The organism is Nonomuraea sp. NPDC003201 (assembly GCF_053590415.1).
In genome coordinates this window covers 1-15609 of record NZ_JBSFTC010000265.1, presented here as the reverse complement: position 1 = coordinate 15609, position 15609 = coordinate 1, and the positions used below count along the sequence as shown (strand labels likewise).

Here is a 15609-nt window from a genome sequence, read left to right as displayed (position 1 = left end):
GTTTAATAGTTTTGAGCTTACTTGACTGGTGTTATGTAGTGTGCTATTCCGATCTGGCGCGGGGTCCCGGTTCCCGGGTCCCGGGGAAGAAGCCGTCAGGCGAGCGCCGACGCGGGGCGGCGGCGGGACAGGACGTTGTCCAGGGCCAGCGCGCCCCCGCCCGTGAAGCCGACGGCCAGGCTGGCCGCGGCCAGCGCCAGGACGAACTCGTAGCCGCCCTCCCCGGCGCTGAACCCGCTCGCGCCGTGCACGAACACGATGGCGCCCACCATGTCGAGGGCCAGCAACGTGCCGGCGATCGGCAGCGCGGCGCCCAGGATCAGCGCGAGCCCGCCGGCCACCTCCAGCACGGCGATGGCGGGAGCGGCCACGGAGGCCAGCGGGATGCCCGCGGACTCGAAGAACTTGGTCGTGCCCGCGATCCCCATGGTCGCGAACTTCTGGTAGCCGTGCACGAGGAAGATCACGCCGATGGCGATCCTCGCGAGCAGCAGGACGACGGGGCGCGCCTGGCCGATCATGCGATCTCCTTGTAAGAGTGGTTCAGATTTGAACAACGACCCTAGCATTGATTGTTCAAATCTGAACGACAGTAGACTGAACCGGTGACGGACCCCCGATGGCTTGACGCGACGGAGATGGCGGCGTGGCGCGCCTTCCTGTCCACCGCCCACCTGCTCGAACGGCGGATCGAGGAGCAGCTCAAGGCCGCGGCCGGGCTGACGCATCCGCAGTACGAAATCCTGACGCGGCTGTCGGACACGCCGGGCCATCAGATGCGCATGACCGAGCTCGCCAAGGGCGTCGTGGTGTCGAAGAGCGCGCTGACGTACCAGATCACCCAGCTCGAGAAGGCGGGCCTGGTGGAGCGCGCCACCTGCCCCGGCGACGAGCGCGGGGTGCTGGCGGTGCTCACCGACGCGGGCGTGCGCTGCCTGGAACGGGTGGCGCCGGGTCACCTGAAGGTCGTGCGCGCGTACCTGATCGACCGGATCAGCCGCGAGGAGCTGCACACCATGACCACGGCCATGCAGAAGACCGAGACGGTCTTACGCGCCTCCGGGTGAGCTCACCCCTTGGCGGCGGCGGCGCGCGCGGCGCGCTCCATTTCGACCTTGGCGCTCGCGGCGTACTTGTCGACGTATTCCTGCCCGGACAGCTCCATCAGGGCGTACATGATCTCGTCGGTCACGGCGCGCAGCACCAGCCGGTCGTCCTCCATCCCGTAGTAGCGGGAGAAGTCGAGCGGCTTGCCGAACTTGACGCCCGGCCGGATCCCGAACTTGGGCAGCGGCCGCCCCGGCGGCATCATCTCGTACGTGTTGATCACGGCCCACGGGATGACCGGCGCCCGTGACTCCAGGGCGAGCCTGGCCACGCCGGTCTTGCCCTTGTAGAGGCGGCCGTCGGGCGAACGGGTGCCCTCGGGGTAGATGCCGAGGATGTGGCCCTCACGCAGGATGCGCAGGCCGGTGCGGAGCGCCGCCTCGCTCGCCTTGCCGCCGGAACGGTCGATCGGCACGGTGCCGACGCCGCTGAAGAACAGCCGGGTGAAGAAGCCCTTGACGCCGCGCCCGGTGAAGTAGTCGGCCTTGCCGAGCGAGATGACCTTGCGGCGGATCTGCAGCGGGCCGAAGAAGTGGTCGGCGAAGGACAGGTGGTTGCCGGCCAGGATCGCGGGCCCCTGTTTGGGCACGTTTTCCGAGCCCTCCGTCCACGGCCTGAAGACGGCGAGGAGGAACGGACCCAAGATGGCCTTGACCACCCAGTAGAACACTCCGGCACCTCTTCTCCAGCGCGTTACGTGTGAGCAGAGTCATCTTCCCACCTTGAACACGATGCTCCTACACCAGCTCTCGCACAAACACCCCGGAACGTGCGACGATCGGGCCGTTCCCGGAGGAACCTGCCCGGAATGAAACTGCATGGAGGAGCTGTTATGCCGCTCATGCCAGGCGCGGAGCCCTACCACCATCGAGCAGGCCAGGTCGGTGTGCTGCTCTGCCATGGGTTCACCGGCTCGCCACAGTCGCTGCGGCCCTGGGGGGAGTTCCTGGCCGGGCACGGGGTGAGCGTCTCGCTGCCCCGCCAGCCGGGGCACGGCACCACGTGGCAGGAGATGAACAGGACGCGCTGGGAGGACTGGTACGCCGAGGTCGAGAAGGCGTTCGCGGACCTCCAGGGGCGCTGCCCGGACGTGTTCGTGGCGGGGCTGTCGCTGGGCGGCTGCCTGGCGCTGCGGCTCGCCGAGGTGCACGGCCCGGCGATCGCCGGCGTGATCGCGGTCAACCCGTCGATCACGAACGACGTGCCGCTGCTCAAGCTCGCTCCGCTGCTCAAGTGGTTCGTGCCGTCGGTGCCCGGCGTCGCCAACGACGTCAAGAAACCCGGCGTGACCGAGCTGGCCTACGACCGCACCCCGGTGAAGGCGGCGGCGTCGCTGCCCTCGTTGTGGTCGCTGGTGCAGGCCGACCTGGCTAAAGTGACGCAACCACTGCTGGTCTTCCACAGCACGGAGGATCATGTGGTCAAGCCGACGAGTGTGGCGATCATCCGTGCGAAGGTCCCACAGGCCACGATCGAGGAGCTAAGCGATAGCTACCATGTTGCGACGCTTGACAACGATGCCGACAGGATCTTTGCCGGGAGCCTCGACTTCATCCGGACACATGCCTCGGTACCCTTGCAGAGGGACTGATCGCACCCAGGGGGAAGTCGCGATCGCTGTGGAGAGGCCCATCTAGGTGACGCCCCAGAGTGACGAGGACGAGGTCTGGCGGCAGATCGTCGCGTCCTTCAACGACACCGCCGAGCGCGACTCGGCCGACCAGCCATGGCCGGACAGCGAGAACGTCCCCGCCGAGCCCACCCGCCGAGTGGTGAAACCCTCGGAGGAGCCCGAGCTCGACGAGGAGCCGTACAAGGACCCGGCGGACGACGAGGAGGAGGCGGACGAGGGCCACTTCGAGCCGCCCCCGCCGCCTCCGCTGCCCAAGCTCGACCTGCCCACCAAGCTGGCGTGGGTGGCGCTGTTCGGCGGCCCCGCCTATCTCCTGGTGGCCGCGATGGCGAGCTGGCACATGGAGGGCTGGGCGCTGTTCACGGCCGTGGCGGCGTTCATCGGCGGCTTCGTGGCGCTGGTGGTGCGCATGGGCGACGGCCCGCCCAACGACTCCGGCTGGGACGACGGCGCCGTGCTGTAGGGCCCGCCGCTAGGACTTCGCGGTGGTGGTCTTGGGCGCGAACGACTCGACCACGTCGGTGTAGCGGTCGCGGGTGTCGACCGCGTGCCCGACCGCCCACACCGTGCCCTTGCCGGGCAGGTAGGCCACCGCCTGGAGGCGTACGCTGCTGCGACCCCGCATGGCCCCGCCGCGGATGGTCGCGCACTCGCCCTTCTCGCAGCGCAGCATGAACGGCTCGGCCGCCCGCGCCGGGTCGTAGCCGGTGATCCAGTAGCGGCCCTTGCCGTCGCCGGTCACGCCGTAGAGGCGGGCGTCGGAGACGGGCGTCGGCTGCTCGCTCCAGCGCTTGCCGTTCCAGGTGAGCACGAGCGGCGAGACCTCGCCGGGCCCGCGGTAGACGCCGCCGACGGCCACCGCCCGCTTGGCGCTGTCGACCTGCAGGTCACGCAGGTAGCCGCCGGGGATCGAGGGCACCGGCATGGACTTCCACGAGCCGCCCGAGTAGTGCACGATCAGCGGCTCGGAGCCGGTGTCGCCGACGGCGAACCCGCCGGCCACCGCGTAGAGCGCGCCCTTCTCCTTGGTCTGCTGCACGGTCCAGGAGTTGCCCTGGCCGGTGAGGATGAGGCCCTGCTGGTCGCGGCTGCCGACCGCCACGACCCGCCCCGGCTTGGCGTCCACGCCGCCCAGCCAGTCTCCCGCCCGCAAGAGCGGGGTGTAGGGGCGGTCGTCGCCGGGGACGCCCTGCGGCCTGATCCGGTCGAACCCGCTGACGTCGCCGTGGGCCAGGTACGGCAGCCCGTCGTGCCCGTCGCCGACCGCCCACACGTCGGACGGCCCGGCGACGGCCAGCCCGCGCAGGTTGCCCGCGGCGGTGGCGTCGCGGATGGAGACCTCGGACCAGCCGCTGCCGTTCCAGTGGCGGATGGTGCCGCGGTTCTTCCAGACATCCCAGATCTCCTGCTGGCCGACCGCCCACACGTCGTTGGAGGAGACGGCCAGCACGTCGGACAGTGAACCGTCGGCCTGCAGGCGCGCGCTTGTCGACTGCTGCCACGCCTCCATGGTGGCGGGGCGGCGGGGTTCGGCATGCGCGGCGGGCGTGACCTGCGTCAAGGCCACGGACGTCGCCAAGATGAAGGAGAGCGCACGCCGCTGATGGCGACGGGTCATGAGCAAATGCTACGGGCTGGGGGGCCGGTCTTGCCCGTTAGTGCCCAACTCGCAACTCTGCGACAACAGGCAGATGGTCACTGGCCCCGGCCAGATCGGCGATCGGGGCGTCCGCTCCCCCGCACGACACGACACGCGCCTCGCGCGCCGCGAACACGCCGTCGATGCGCACGGAGGGCCGGGCCGCGGTGAACGTCAGGCCGTCGCCCTTGGGCGCCACGGCGTGGCAGTCGGCCAGCCGTCCGGCCAGGTAGCGCCAGGCGGGCTGGTGCGCCTGCTCGTTGATGTCGCCGCCGAGCACGATCGTCGCGCCGAACCGGGTGGCCGCGCGCTCCATCAGCGCCATGGCCTCGGCGGCGTGGTGCACCCTGGCCGGGCCGTTGAGGTCGAGATGGAGCGAGCCGACGGCCAGACGGACTCCCTCGATCTCCAGCACGGCGAGCGCGAGCGCGCGCCGTTCCAGCCCGGCGAAGGCCCGCAGCGCGCGGCTCTCGGCGTGCAGCACGGCGACGCGCGGGCCGGCGAGCACGGCCACGCCGCCGACCCGGCCGGGGGTGGCCACGCGCAGGCCCGCCGCGGCGGCCAGGGCCTCGCGCCTGGCCCGCCAGCGGACGACCTTGGGAGTCTCCTGCAGGCACAGCACGTCGGCGCGCATGGCGGCGATGACCCTGGTCAACGCGGGCACGCTGTCGCGCAGCCCGCGTACGTTGTAGGTGCCGACCCTGATCGTCAGCGCAGCCTGGCCAGGTCGGCCGCGCCCACCACCCCCGCGGAGGCGCCCAGCTCGGCCAGCCGGATCTCGGCGAGCGGCCGGTGCCCGCGGCCGGTGAGCTTCTCGGCGAAGGCCTGCCGGGCCCGGTCGATGAACAGGTCGGCGGCCCGCGAGACGCCGCCGCCCACGATGAAGCAGCCGGGGTCGAGGACGGACGCCAGGTCGGCCATGCCCTGGCCCAGCCACTCGGCCAGGCCGGCGAACGCGGCCAGCGAGGCCTCGTCGCCCAGCCGGGCCGCCTTGGTGATCTCCTCGCCCTCGATCTTGCCGCCGGCCAGGCCGAGGAGGATCTTCGCCTGCTCCGGGTGGTCCTCGGCGATCTCCCTGGCGTCCTTGACGAGGGCCTGGCCGCTGGCGTACTGCTCCCAGCAGCCGACGTTGCCGCAGCCGCACTGGCGCCCGCCGGGGAGCACCTGCATGTGACCGAACTCGGCGCCCATGCCCCAGCGGCCGCGGTAGAGGGCTCCGTCGACGACCAGGCCGCCGCCGATGCCGGTGCCGAGCGTGATGCAGACCACGAAGGACTGGCCGCGCCCGGCGCCGAACCTGCTCTCGCCCCACGCCATGGCGTTGGCGTCGTTCTCGACCACGATCGGCAGGCCGACGAGGCCGCTGATCTTCTTCTGCAGCGGCTCCTCGCGCCAGGCGAGGTTGGGGGCGAAGCGCACCATCGAGCGGCTCTCGTCGACGAACCCCGCCGCGCCGACCCCGACGGCCTCGATCTGCCTGCCCGCGCTGAGCTCGCGAACGACATCGGCCACCGTCTCGGCCACCAGGTCGGGGCGGTCGGCGGCGGTGGGCCTGAGTGTGTGTTCGACGATCACGCCCTTGTCGTCGACCACACCGGCGGCCACCTTGGTCCCGCCGATATCGACACCGATCGTGAGCATTGGCCCCTTTTCTCCCTATCCCAGATCTATGTGTTCCACGTTGCCGCCACCCTCCTGCCGGGTGGTGCGGCGGTCCTGCGAGTCCTCGCGCGGCCCGCGGGGGGCGGGCCTGCTCAGCGAGTCAAGCGCGCCGCGGAACGCGGCGAACAGCTCCCCGCCCGCGGCCATCAGGTGCCCCGTCACGTCGGCGCCCGACTCGCGCTGGGCCGCGATGGCCCTGCACCACGGGCAGGCCCGGCAGATGTACTCGTCGTGGGGCTCGGACACCGCCTCTTCCCACACGTCGCGCTCCCTGCGGGCACCCCCGCCGGTGAACGAGTTGAACACGCTCTTGCCGACCTGGCGGGTGGCCCGCCCCTGGATCGACTCGAACAGCTTGCGTGCCTCGTCGGCGACGGTCCCGATCGGGTCTCTGTCGTTGCCGGTGTTGCTCTCGGTCATCTCGCCCTCCCTACGTATGGGTCGCTCATCCTCCTCAACTCATCAGGACGCGGATTCGCTCCCCGGGCTGAAACCTACCCGCAGCACGCCGTCGCGGAGCGCGGCCCCGGTGATCTTCCTGCGGGCCAGGGCCGCGGGCAGCGCCAGGATCCTGCGGTAGGGGCCGGCCGTCACGATCAGCTCGTCGCCCTTGCGGGCCAGGTCGACGTCGCCGCGGTCGGCGCCGGGCAGGGCCAGGACCAGCTCGTCGGCGTCCATCCGCAGCGGCGGATCGACGGCGTGGGCGGCGAACGGGTCGGACTCGGCGTACATCGCCTCGCCCACCTCGGCCAGCGCGTCCTTGCCGACGGGCTCGGCGGGCAGGTAGGGGATGACGTGGATGGGCAGCGGCGCGAACGACTGCTCCGCCTCGGCCAGCAGCCTGGACTGCGCCGCCGCCCACTGGGCGCGCCACTCGTCGGCGCCGTCGGATGGGAAGACGCGGTTGGCGATGACGGCGTCGACGCGGTAGCCGTACAGGTTGAGCGAGGTGAGGGTGCGCCTGGCCTCGGCGAGCACCACGGACTCGGGCGTGAGCACGAGCCGCACGGAGGCGTGGTCGCCGGTGAGCAGCTCGCGCACCTCCATGAGGCCGCGGTGCAGGCGCTCGCCCGCGCTCATGACCTCCTCGCCGGGCGCGCTGACGTGGGCGACGCTGCGCACGAACGGCGAGACGAGCCTGACGAGCCTGCGGCCGACGGGCATCAGCTTGCTGACGTGCCAGTCGAGCGCCTCGGGCAGGGCCAGCAGCCGCAACGTCTCGGCGGTGGGCGCGCAGTCGACGACGATCACGTCCCAGCGGCCCTCGCGGGCGTGCTCGCGCAGCTCCAGGAGGGCGATGACCTCCTCGGCGCCGGGCAGCACGGTGATCTCCTCGGAGGTGATCTCGTCGAGGCCCAGCTCGCTCAGCACGCCCCTGGCGTACTGCTGCAGCTCGCCCCAGTGGCGCTCCAGCGACTTCTGCGTGTCCACCTGGTGGAGGTGCAGGCCCGGCGCGATCTCGCCGGGCTCGACGTCGAGCGCGTCGGCCAGCGAGTGGGCGGTGTCGGTCGAGACGATCAACGTCTTGAGCCCGCGCCTGGCGGCGAGCGTGGCCGTCGCGGCGGCGGCCGTGGTCTTTCCGACGCCGCCCTTTCCGGTGAAGAGCAGGACCCTCGGGCTCAACTCAGCTGCCTTCGACGCGCTTCTTGAGGCCCTTGAGCGCGGTGTCCACGATCACCTTCTCGGCCTTGCGCCTGATCATGCCGATCATGGGCACGCTCAGATCGACCGTGAGCTCGTACGTCACGTCCGTGCCCCTGCCCGTGTCGGCGAGCAGGTAACTCCCCCGCAGCTCGGAGACCATCTTGCCCGGCTCGACCACCTGCCAGCTCACGTGGTCGTCCTGCCAGGTGTAGGCGAGGGTGTAGGTGTCACTGATCATCCCGGCGTCGAGGACGAAGCGCACCGTCTCCGGCCTGCCCTGTCCGTCGGTGGTGAGGACCTCGGCGCTCTTGACCTGCCCGGCCCAGTCGGGGTACGAGGGGAAGTCGGCGATGACCGCCATGACCTCGGGCCGGCCTGCGCTGATGGTGGTGCTCGAAGTGGTGCGATCAGCCATGCGACCACCGTAATGCAGAATCCCCTCGTTGCGGTGGATCGCCCGGCGCGGCCCCCCGCAGGCCGGGTCACCATTCGAGGACGAAAGGCACACCCCTCCCCCTGAAGTGGCCCACGTTCACGCATTCGGTGCGCCCGACGCGCGTGCGCGCGTAGAGCGGGTTGTGCACGTGGCCGAAGAGCGCGTAGCGCGGCTGGGTCCGCTCGATGGCCGCCAGGGTGGCCTCGCTGCCGCGCTCGAACCGCCTGGCCACCACGTCGTAGAGGAGCTCGGGCACGGCCGGCGGGATGTGGCAGCACAGCACGTCCACCTCCCCGACCGCCTCGACCTTGGCCGCGTACTCCTCGTCGCTGATCTCGTACGGCGTGCGGTAGGGGGTCTGGAGCCCGCCGCCCACGAACCCGAACCGCAGGCCGCCGATCTCCGCCACCTGCCCGTCGAGCACCTGGAGGCCGGGCCTGAGGTAGTCACCCCACAGGCGCGGCAGGTCGACGTTGCCGTAGGTGAGGTAGGCCGGGGTGGGCATGGCGGCGAAGAGGGTCTCGTACTGGGAGCGCACGTGACGTTCGATGTGCTCGCGCGGATCGCCGTCCAGCGTCGCCCACAGGCGCGCGGACATGGCCCTGGCCTCGTCGAACCGCTTGGCCGTGCGCAGCGCGATGAACTCGGCGGCCCGCTCGGCGCCGAACAGGGTGGGGAAGATGCCCTGCGCGTGGTCGTCGTAGTCGACGAAAAGGATCAGGTCGCCCAGGCAGACCAGCGCGTCCGCGCCGTCGCCCGCCCTGGCCAGCGCGTCGACCCTGCCATGGACATCGCTGACGACATGGACCCTCATGGGCAAATCCTACTGAGGGTGGCTGCTAGCGTGAGCTGTGACACTACCCGCCCGTAACTTGACGCGGTAACGTCCAGGCGGTCCCCGAAGAGGAGTTGATCCGTTGCGCGAGTACAGCGTTCCCGTCCTGGTCGATGTGCCTGCCTCCGCAGGCCTGTCCGACACCGTGTTCAAGCGGGCCGAGCAGGAGCCGGGCGCCGTGATCATGCGCCGCAAGACGGACTCCGGCTGGCCCGTGGTCACCGCCTCCGAGTTCCGCGACCAGGTGGTCGAGGTGGCCAAGGGGCTGATCGCGGCGGGGATCTCGCACGGCGACCGGGTCGCGCTGATGTCGCGCACCCGTTACGAGTGGACGCTGGTCGACTACGCCATCTGGACGGTCGGGGCGGTCACCGTGCCGATCTACGAGACGTCCTCGGTCGAGCAGGTCAGGTGGATCCTGACCGACAGCGAGGCGAAGGCGGTGTTCGTCGAGCTGGACGAGCACGAGGAGACCGTCAGGGAGGCCGTGCCCGAGCTGAAGCCGGTCTGGCGGGTCGACGGCGCCCTGGAGGCGGGTGACGTCTCCGACGCGGACGTGGATCGGCGGCGCGAGCAGGTGGGCATCGCCGACCTCGCCACGGTCGTCTACACCTCGGGCACCACCGGACGGCCCAAGGGCTGCCGCATCACCCACGACAACCTGCTCTTCACCGCCCGCAACGTGCTGCGCGGGCCGCTGGAGCCGCTGTTCGCCACCAAGGACCCGGCGGCCCTGCTGTTCCTGCCGCTGGCGCACATCCTCGCCCGGATCATCCAGGTGGTGCTGATCGAGGCGGGCGCGGTCATCGCGCACACCCCCAACATGAAGAACGTCGCCCCCGACCTGCAGGACTTCAAGCCCACGTTCCTGCTGGGCGTGCCCCGCGTGTTCGAGAAGGTCTACAACGGCGCCGAGCAGAAGGCCATCTCGGGCGGCAAGGGCAAGATCTTCGCCAGCGCCGTGGACGTGGCGATGGCCTCGAGCCGCGCCTCCGCCGCCGGCGCGCCGCTCGGGCTCCGGCTGAAGCACCTGGTGTTCGACCGGCTGGTGTACACCAAGCTCCGCGCGGCCACGGGCGGCCGCCTGTCGGCCGCCGTCTCCGGCGGCGGCGCGCTGGGCGAGCGGCTCGGCCACTTCTTCAAGGGCGTCGGCATCGAGGTCTTCGAGGGCTACGGCCTGACGGAGACCACGGGACCGTGCACGGTCAACATGCCGTACGGCAACAAGATCGGCACCGTCGGCAAGCCGCTGCCCGGCGTGAGCCTGCGCATCGACGACGACGGGGAGATCCTGGCCAGGGGCCGGAACGTCTTCCCGGGCTACTGGAAGAACGACGAGGCCACCGCCGAGGTGATCGACGCCGAGGGCTGGTTCCACACGGGCGACATCGGCGAGCTGGACGCCGACGGCTACCTGCGGATCACGGGTCGCAAGAAGGAGATCCTGGTGACGGCGGCGGGCAAGAACGTCGCCCCCGGGCCGCTGGAGGACGCGCTGCGCGCCCACCCGCTGGTCTCCCAGGCCATGATCGTCGGCGACGGCCGGCCCTTCGTCGCCGCCCTGATCACCCTCGATCCCGAGGCGCTGCCCGACGGGGCCTCCGCCGCCGCGCTGCGCACGGACCCGGCGGTGCTGGCGCAGGTCCAGGAGGCGGTGGACCGGGCCAACCTGCTGGTGTCGAAGGCCGAGCAGATCAAGAAGTTCACGATCCTGGACCGGGACATCACCGAGGACAGCGGGCACCTGACGCCCACGCTCAAGGTCAAGCGCAACCTCGTCATGCGCGACTTCGCCAAGGAGATCGACGGGCTCTACGACGGGAAGCACTGACGGCTCAGGGGCCGTCGTGGTCACGCGGGGCCGGGCGCTTCGGCGATGAGGAGCTCGCCCACGTGCCCGGCCAGCTCCTCCCTGGCCGGCTGCGGCAGGCCCGAGTCGCTGACCAGCACGTCCGCCTCGCGCAGCTCGGCGATGGTGCTGATGCCGACCGTGCCCCACTTGGTGTGGTCGGCGGGCACGATGAGCCGGCCCGCCGCCTCCACGAGGGCGCGGTCGGTCTCCGCCTCCATCATGTTCGGGGTGGTGAAGCCGGCCCTGACGGTCATGCCGTGCACGCCGAGGAACAGCAGGTCCACGTTGAGCCGGTGGATCGCGGCCACCGCCACCGGGCCGACCAGCGCGTCCGACGGGGTGCGCACGCCGCCGGTGAGCACGACCGTCTGGTCGCCCCTGCCGGCGTGGCGGAAGACCTCGGCGACGCGCACCGAGTTCGTCACGACGGTCAGGGCCGGGACGGCGGCCAGGCGGCGGGCGAGCGTCCAGGTGGTGGTGCCGGCCGAGAGCGCCACGGTGGCGCCGGGCCGTACGAGGGCGGCGGCGCGGCGGGCGATGGCCCGCTTCTCCCCCTCCTGGCGCACCGATTTGACCGCGAAGCCCGGCTCGTCCGTGGAGCCGACGCTGGTGGCGCCGCCGTGCACCTTGGCCAGCAGGCCGCGCCCGGCCAGCAGCTCCAGGTCGCGGCGGATGGTGAGGTCGGAGACGCCGAACGCGCGCACCAGCTCGACCACGCGGACCCCGCCGTTCTGCCTGACGAGCTGCAGAATCGCCTGCTGACGCTGCTGGGCGAGCATCGCATCACCAGATCCCGACAGGTTCCGACACCGGTTCGATCGCATCATGACACGGCGCGGACGCAGGGCAAGGTCACAGAAATGTGCGTTGACAGTTGGAAATGTTGGGTTTTCGCTGAATGAAGGTGAGTGAAGTCGGGGGGATTTGAAGGGTCCGGCTAGGAGGAACCCATCATGGACCAACGTCTGCCGATCTCCCGTCGCCATCTCCTGCTCGGTGCCGCCGCGCTCGGCGTACCGGCCGCCCTCGTCGGCTGCGGCTCCGACGACACCCCGGCCCCCGCCGGCGGCAAGACCGCCGGCAACCTGGGGACGGTCACGATCGGCTCCAACGCCTCCGACGAAATTCCGAAGAAGTCCCTGGAGACCCAGGTCAAGGCCTTCACGCAGGCCACGGTCAAGATCAACACGGTGGACCACAACACGTTCCAGGAGAACATCAACCGCTACCTGCGCGGCACGCCCGACGACGTGTTCACCTGGTTCGCGGGCTACCGGATGCAGTTCTTCGCCGCGCAGGGGCTGGCGACCGACGTCTCGGACGTGTGGCGGGAGGTCGGCGGCGACTACACGCAGGCGTTCAAGGACCAGTCGACCGGGACCGACGGCAAGCAGTACTTCGTGCCGGCCACGTACTACCCCTGGGCGGTCTTCTACCGCAAGAGCGTCTGGCAGGAGAAGGGATACCAGCCGCCGGCCACGCTGGACGAGTTCACCGCGCTGGCCAGGAAGATGAAGGCCGACGGGCTCATCCCGATCGCGTTCGCCGACAAGGACGGCTGGCCGGCGATGGGCACGTTCGACATTCTCAACATGCGGATCAACGGCTACGACTTCCACGTCTCGCTCATGGCGGGCAAGGAGTCGTGGACCGACCCGAAGGTCAAGCAGGTCTTCGACACCTGGCGGGGACTGATGGAGTACCACCAGCCGGCCGCGCTCGGCCGCACCTGGCAGGAGGCCGGGCAGTCGCTGGCGCAGAAGAAGACCGGGATGTACCTCCTGGGGATGTTCGTCGCCCAGCAGTTCCCCGAGGCCGACCGCGCGGACCTCGACTTCTTCACCTTCCCCGAGATCAACCCGGCGTACGGGACCGACTCGATCGACGCGCCCATCGACGGCTACATGATCTCCGCCAAGGCCAAGAACGTGGACGGCGCCAAGGCGCTGCTCAAGCAGCTCGCCCGGGCCTCCTCGCAGAACATCGCCACGAAGCTGGACCCGGGCACGCTGGCCGCCAGCTCCAAGGCCGACACCTCCGGCTACAGCGCCCTGCAGAAGCGCGGCGCCGAGCTGGTGTCCAAGGCCACCCACATCGCGCAGTTCCTCGACCGCGACACGCGGCCGGACTTCGCCTCCACCGTGATGATCCCGTCGCTGCAGTCGTTCGTGAGCAAGCCCGGCGAGATCGACTCCCTGCTGGCGAGCATCGAGAAGCAGAAGGCCAACATCTTCCGCTGATGGCAGTCAAAACCCGCCGCTACTCCGCCCGCGATGTGACCATCCTGGTCATCGGGCTGGGGATGGCCATCGTCGTCAACGTGGGCCTCATCTGGGGGCCCACGCTGGCCTCCGTCGGGCTCTCCGCCACCGACTGGAACGGCATCGGGCCGATCGAGTGGGTGGGCGGGCAGAACTACCACGACCTGGCGGCCGAATATCCGCCGTTCTGGTCGGCCGTCCGCAACAACCTGCTGTGGCTGGGCTTCCTCGGGCTGGTCGCGACGCCGTTCGGGCTGTTCTGCGCGGTGCTGCTGGACCGGCGGCTGCGGCTGTCGCGCGTCTACCAGAGCGCGCTCTACATGCCGGTCGTGCTGTCGCTGGCCGTCGTGGGCTTCATCGCGCAGCTCGTCTACTCCTCCGACTACGGCGTGCTGAACGCGGTGACCGGGCTGACCGTGGACTGGCTGGGCGACAGCTCGATCAACATCTGGGTCGTCATGGTCGCGGCCGGGTGGCGGCACGTCGGCTACGTCATGATCATCTACCTGGCGGGCCTGAAGGCGGTCGATCCGGCGCTGAAGGAGGCGGCGGCCATCGACGGGGCCGACGAGCGGCAGGCGTTCTTCCGCGTGGTGTTCCCGACGCTGCGGCCGGTCAACGTGATCGTGCTGGTCATCACGGTGATCGAGGCGCTGCGGGCCTTCGACATCGTCTACGCCATCAACAAGGGCAGGAACGGGCTGGAGCTGCTGTCCGTGCTCGTCACCGAGAACATCGTGGGCGAGGCCAGCAGGATCGGGTTCGGCTCGGCGATCGCGGTGATCCTGCTGGTGATCTCGCTGGGGTTCATCGTCACCTACCTGTCGCAGATGTTCAGGGAGGAACGATGACGCTCACGGCCCCGCCCGCCGCTCCCCCGGCCCAGGAGCGGCGCGCGCCGTCCCGGCGTCCGGTGCGGCCGCTGCGGATCCTGCTGCACGCCTTCCTGACGCTGGTGGCCCTCGGGTGGCTGCTGCCGCTCGCGCTGGCCGTCTACGCGTCGCTGCGCCCGTACGAGGAGACCGCCCGCCTGGGCTACTTCTCGCTGCCCGAGCACCTCACGCTCGGCTACTACGGGCAGGCGTGGTCCCAGGCCGAGCTGCCCCACTACTACCTCAACACGTTGATCATCGTCGTGCCCGGCGTGCTGATCACGTTGTTCATGGCGTCGTTCACGGCCTTCGCCATCGCGCGGCTGCGCATTCCCGGGCGCAAGGCGCTGCTGATCGTGTTCACCGCCGGGAACCTGCTGCCGCCGCAGGTCCTCATCACCCCGCTCTACACCCTCTACACCCTCGTCCCGCTGCCCGCGTGGCTGTCGGACTCGCAGTCGCTCTACGACTCCTACCTGGGGCTGATCCTCGTCCACGTGGCGTTCCAGTTCGGCTTCTGCGTGTTCGTCATGGCGAACTTCATGCGCACGATCCCCGAGGAGATCACCGAGGCGGCGCTGGTCGACGGGGCCTCGGTGTGGAAGCGGTACTGGCGGCTGACGCTGCCGCTGTGCCGTCCGGTGCTGGCGGCGCTGTCCACGCTGCAGTTCACCTGGATGTACAACGACTTCCTGTGGGCGCTGGTGCTGATGTCGTCGGGCGACAAGCTGCCGGTCACCTCCGCGCTGAACAACCTGCGCGGCCAGTTCTTCACCGACTACAACCTGCTGGCCGCCGGGTCGGTGCTGGTGGCGCTGCCCACGCTGATCGTCTTCCAGCTCCTGCACAAGCAGTTCGTCGCCGGTCTGACGCTGGGGGCCACCAAGGGCTAGAGGAGAGCGCGGAAGCGGGCGGCCACGTGCTCCCACGCCCAGTCGCGGGCGATCCAGTCACGGCCGCCCGCGCCCATCTTGCGGGCCTTGTCGGGGTCGGTCAGCAGCTCGACGATCGCCTGGGCCACCTCGCCCGGGTCCTCGCCGTCCACGACCAGCCCCGTCTCGCCGGGCCGCACGGCGTCGGGCGCGCCGCCGGACGCGCCGGCCACCACCGGCAGCCCGGTGGCGGACGCCTCGAGGAACACGATCCCGAGCCCCTCCACGTCCACCCCCTTCCACCGGGTACGGCACGGCATCGCGAACACGTCGGCGGCGGCGTAGTAACCGGGCAGGCTCGCGGCCGGCACCGTGCCGGTGAACCTGATCGACTCCCGCCCCGCCGCCAGGCGTTCCAGCGTCCTGCGGTGGGGGCCGCCGCCGACCAGCAGCAGCACCGCCCCCGGCACCGAGCGCAACACCCGGGGCCAGGCCCTGATGAGCTGGTCCTGGCCCTTCCTCGGCACCAGCCGCGACACGCACACGACCACCGGCCTGCCGTCCAGGCCCAGCTCGGCCTTGGGCGCGTCGGGCCGGAACTGGCCGACGTCCACGCCGGGCGCCAGCCGTACGAGCTTGCCCGGCGGGACGGCGGCGACCAGGCGGCCGCGCGTGTACTCGCCCAGGTACGTCACCACGTCGGCGTGCTCGCCGATCCTGCGCAGCACGGCGCGGAAGCCCGGCGCGCTCGCCCACGACGCCTCGTGGCCGTGGGTGAGCATCACCACGCGCCGCG

The 15609-nt window shown here is 70.6% G+C and carries 18 protein-coding genes; 7 read left to right on the top strand and 11 right to left on the bottom strand.

Going from position 1 to position 15609, the window contains the following annotated elements; genetic code table 11:
- Positions 1-95: 95 nt before the first annotated feature.
- Positions 96-521 carry a DoxX family protein gene (locus tag ACWDX9_RS48375; RefSeq protein ID WP_449967604.1) on the bottom strand — a complete coding sequence of 142 codons (426 nt, stop codon included), beginning with the start codon at positions 519-521 and terminating at the stop codon, positions 96-98.
- A gap of 84 nt (positions 522-605) precedes the next feature.
- Here ACWDX9_RS48375 and ACWDX9_RS48370 point away from each other — a divergent pair, with 84 nt between their 5' ends.
- Positions 606-1067 (top strand): MarR family winged helix-turn-helix transcriptional regulator, encoded by a 462-nt coding sequence (locus ACWDX9_RS48370; protein ID WP_449967601.1) that lies wholly within the window; start codon positions 606-608, stop codon positions 1065-1067.
- A gap of 2 nt (positions 1068-1069) precedes the next feature.
- Here the strand turns inward: ACWDX9_RS48370 and ACWDX9_RS48365 are convergent, their stop codons facing one another.
- On the bottom strand, positions 1070-1777 hold the full coding sequence (locus tag ACWDX9_RS48365) for a lysophospholipid acyltransferase family protein (protein WP_449967598.1): 708 nt from the start codon (positions 1775-1777) through the stop codon (positions 1070-1072).
- A gap of 162 nt (positions 1778-1939) precedes the next feature.
- Between ACWDX9_RS48365 and ACWDX9_RS48360 the strand changes: the two genes are divergently transcribed.
- Both ACWDX9_RS48360 and ACWDX9_RS48355 read left to right on the top strand, forming a co-directional pair.
- Positions 1940-2698: an alpha/beta hydrolase gene (locus ACWDX9_RS48360; protein WP_350728987.1), complete on the top strand. Its 759-nt coding sequence runs from the start codon at positions 1940-1942 to the stop codon at positions 2696-2698.
- A gap of 46 nt (positions 2699-2744) precedes the next feature.
- Positions 2745-3203 carry a hypothetical protein gene (locus ACWDX9_RS48355; protein ID WP_350728985.1) on the top strand — a complete coding sequence of 153 codons (459 nt, stop codon included), beginning with the start codon at positions 2745-2747 and terminating at the stop codon, positions 3201-3203.
- Positions 3204-3212: 9 nt separating this feature from the next.
- On the opposite strand, the gene ACWDX9_RS48350 is transcribed toward ACWDX9_RS48355, so the two are convergent.
- The 7 genes from ACWDX9_RS48350 to ACWDX9_RS48320 form a co-directional block, all read right to left on the bottom strand.
- The gene (locus ACWDX9_RS48350) at positions 3213-4358 is read right to left on the bottom strand and encodes a hypothetical protein (protein ID WP_449967596.1); all 1146 of its coding nucleotides are present in this window, start codon (positions 4356-4358) and stop codon (positions 3213-3215) included.
- Between the two features lie 37 nt (positions 4359-4395).
- Entirely contained in the window at positions 4396-5043 is a 648-nt protein-coding gene (locus tag ACWDX9_RS48345; protein ID WP_449967593.1) for an endonuclease/exonuclease/phosphatase family protein, read from the bottom strand.
- 44 nt (positions 5044-5087) lie between these two features.
- The gene (locus ACWDX9_RS48340) at positions 5088-6020 is read right to left on the bottom strand and encodes an ROK family glucokinase (RefSeq protein WP_449967591.1); all 933 of its coding nucleotides are present in this window, start codon (positions 6018-6020) and stop codon (positions 5088-5090) included.
- Positions 6021-6035: 15 nt separating this feature from the next.
- Positions 6036-6461 (bottom strand): DUF5304 family protein, encoded by a 426-nt coding sequence (locus tag ACWDX9_RS48335; protein WP_449967588.1) that lies wholly within the window; start codon positions 6459-6461, stop codon positions 6036-6038.
- A 42-nt stretch (positions 6462-6503) separates the two neighbouring features.
- Positions 6504-7664 (bottom strand): ArsA family ATPase, encoded by a 1161-nt coding sequence (locus ACWDX9_RS48330; RefSeq protein WP_350728977.1) that lies wholly within the window; start codon positions 7662-7664, stop codon positions 6504-6506.
- A 1-nt stretch (position 7665) separates the two neighbouring features.
- Entirely contained in the window at positions 7666-8100 is a 435-nt protein-coding gene (locus ACWDX9_RS48325; RefSeq protein ID WP_449967585.1) for an SRPBCC family protein, read from the bottom strand.
- 67 nt (positions 8101-8167) lie between these two features.
- Entirely contained in the window at positions 8168-8935 is a 768-nt protein-coding gene (locus ACWDX9_RS48320) for a metallophosphoesterase (protein WP_449967582.1), read from the bottom strand.
- Positions 8936-9038: 103 nt separating this feature from the next.
- Between ACWDX9_RS48320 and ACWDX9_RS48315 the strand changes: the two genes are divergently transcribed.
- On the top strand, positions 9039-10787 hold the full coding sequence (locus ACWDX9_RS48315) for an AMP-dependent synthetase/ligase (protein WP_449967580.1): 1749 nt from the start codon (positions 9039-9041) through the stop codon (positions 10785-10787).
- Between the two features lie 20 nt (positions 10788-10807).
- On the opposite strand, the gene ACWDX9_RS48310 is transcribed toward ACWDX9_RS48315, so the two are convergent.
- Complete coding sequence (locus tag ACWDX9_RS48310) at positions 10808-11587, bottom strand: DeoR/GlpR family DNA-binding transcription regulator (RefSeq protein ID WP_449967578.1); 780 nt, start codon at positions 11585-11587, stop codon at positions 10808-10810.
- A gap of 174 nt (positions 11588-11761) precedes the next feature.
- Between ACWDX9_RS48310 and ACWDX9_RS48305 the strand changes: the two genes are divergently transcribed.
- From ACWDX9_RS48305 to ACWDX9_RS48295, 3 genes are read left to right on the top strand one after another with little or no spacing between them, the layout of a single operon-like run.
- On the top strand, positions 11762-13048 hold the full coding sequence (locus ACWDX9_RS48305) for an ABC transporter substrate-binding protein (RefSeq protein WP_449967576.1): 1287 nt from the start codon (positions 11762-11764) through the stop codon (positions 13046-13048).
- Complete coding sequence (locus ACWDX9_RS48300; RefSeq protein ID WP_364251226.1) at positions 13048-13920, top strand: carbohydrate ABC transporter permease; 873 nt, start codon at positions 13048-13050, stop codon at positions 13918-13920. The genes ACWDX9_RS48305 and ACWDX9_RS48300 overlap by 1 nt, the downstream gene beginning before the upstream one ends.
- A complete protein-coding gene (locus ACWDX9_RS48295; RefSeq protein ID WP_449967573.1) occupies positions 13917-14834 on the top strand; it encodes a carbohydrate ABC transporter permease in 918 nt (305 codons plus the stop codon). Before ACWDX9_RS48300 ends, ACWDX9_RS48295 begins: the two co-directional genes overlap by 4 nt.
- Here the strand turns inward: ACWDX9_RS48295 and ACWDX9_RS48290 are convergent.
- On the bottom strand, positions 14831-15609 hold a 779-nt coding region (locus ACWDX9_RS48290), incomplete at its 5' end, for a glycosyltransferase family 4 protein (protein WP_449967571.1). The two genes, ACWDX9_RS48295 and ACWDX9_RS48290, sit on opposite strands and share 4 nt — an antisense overlap.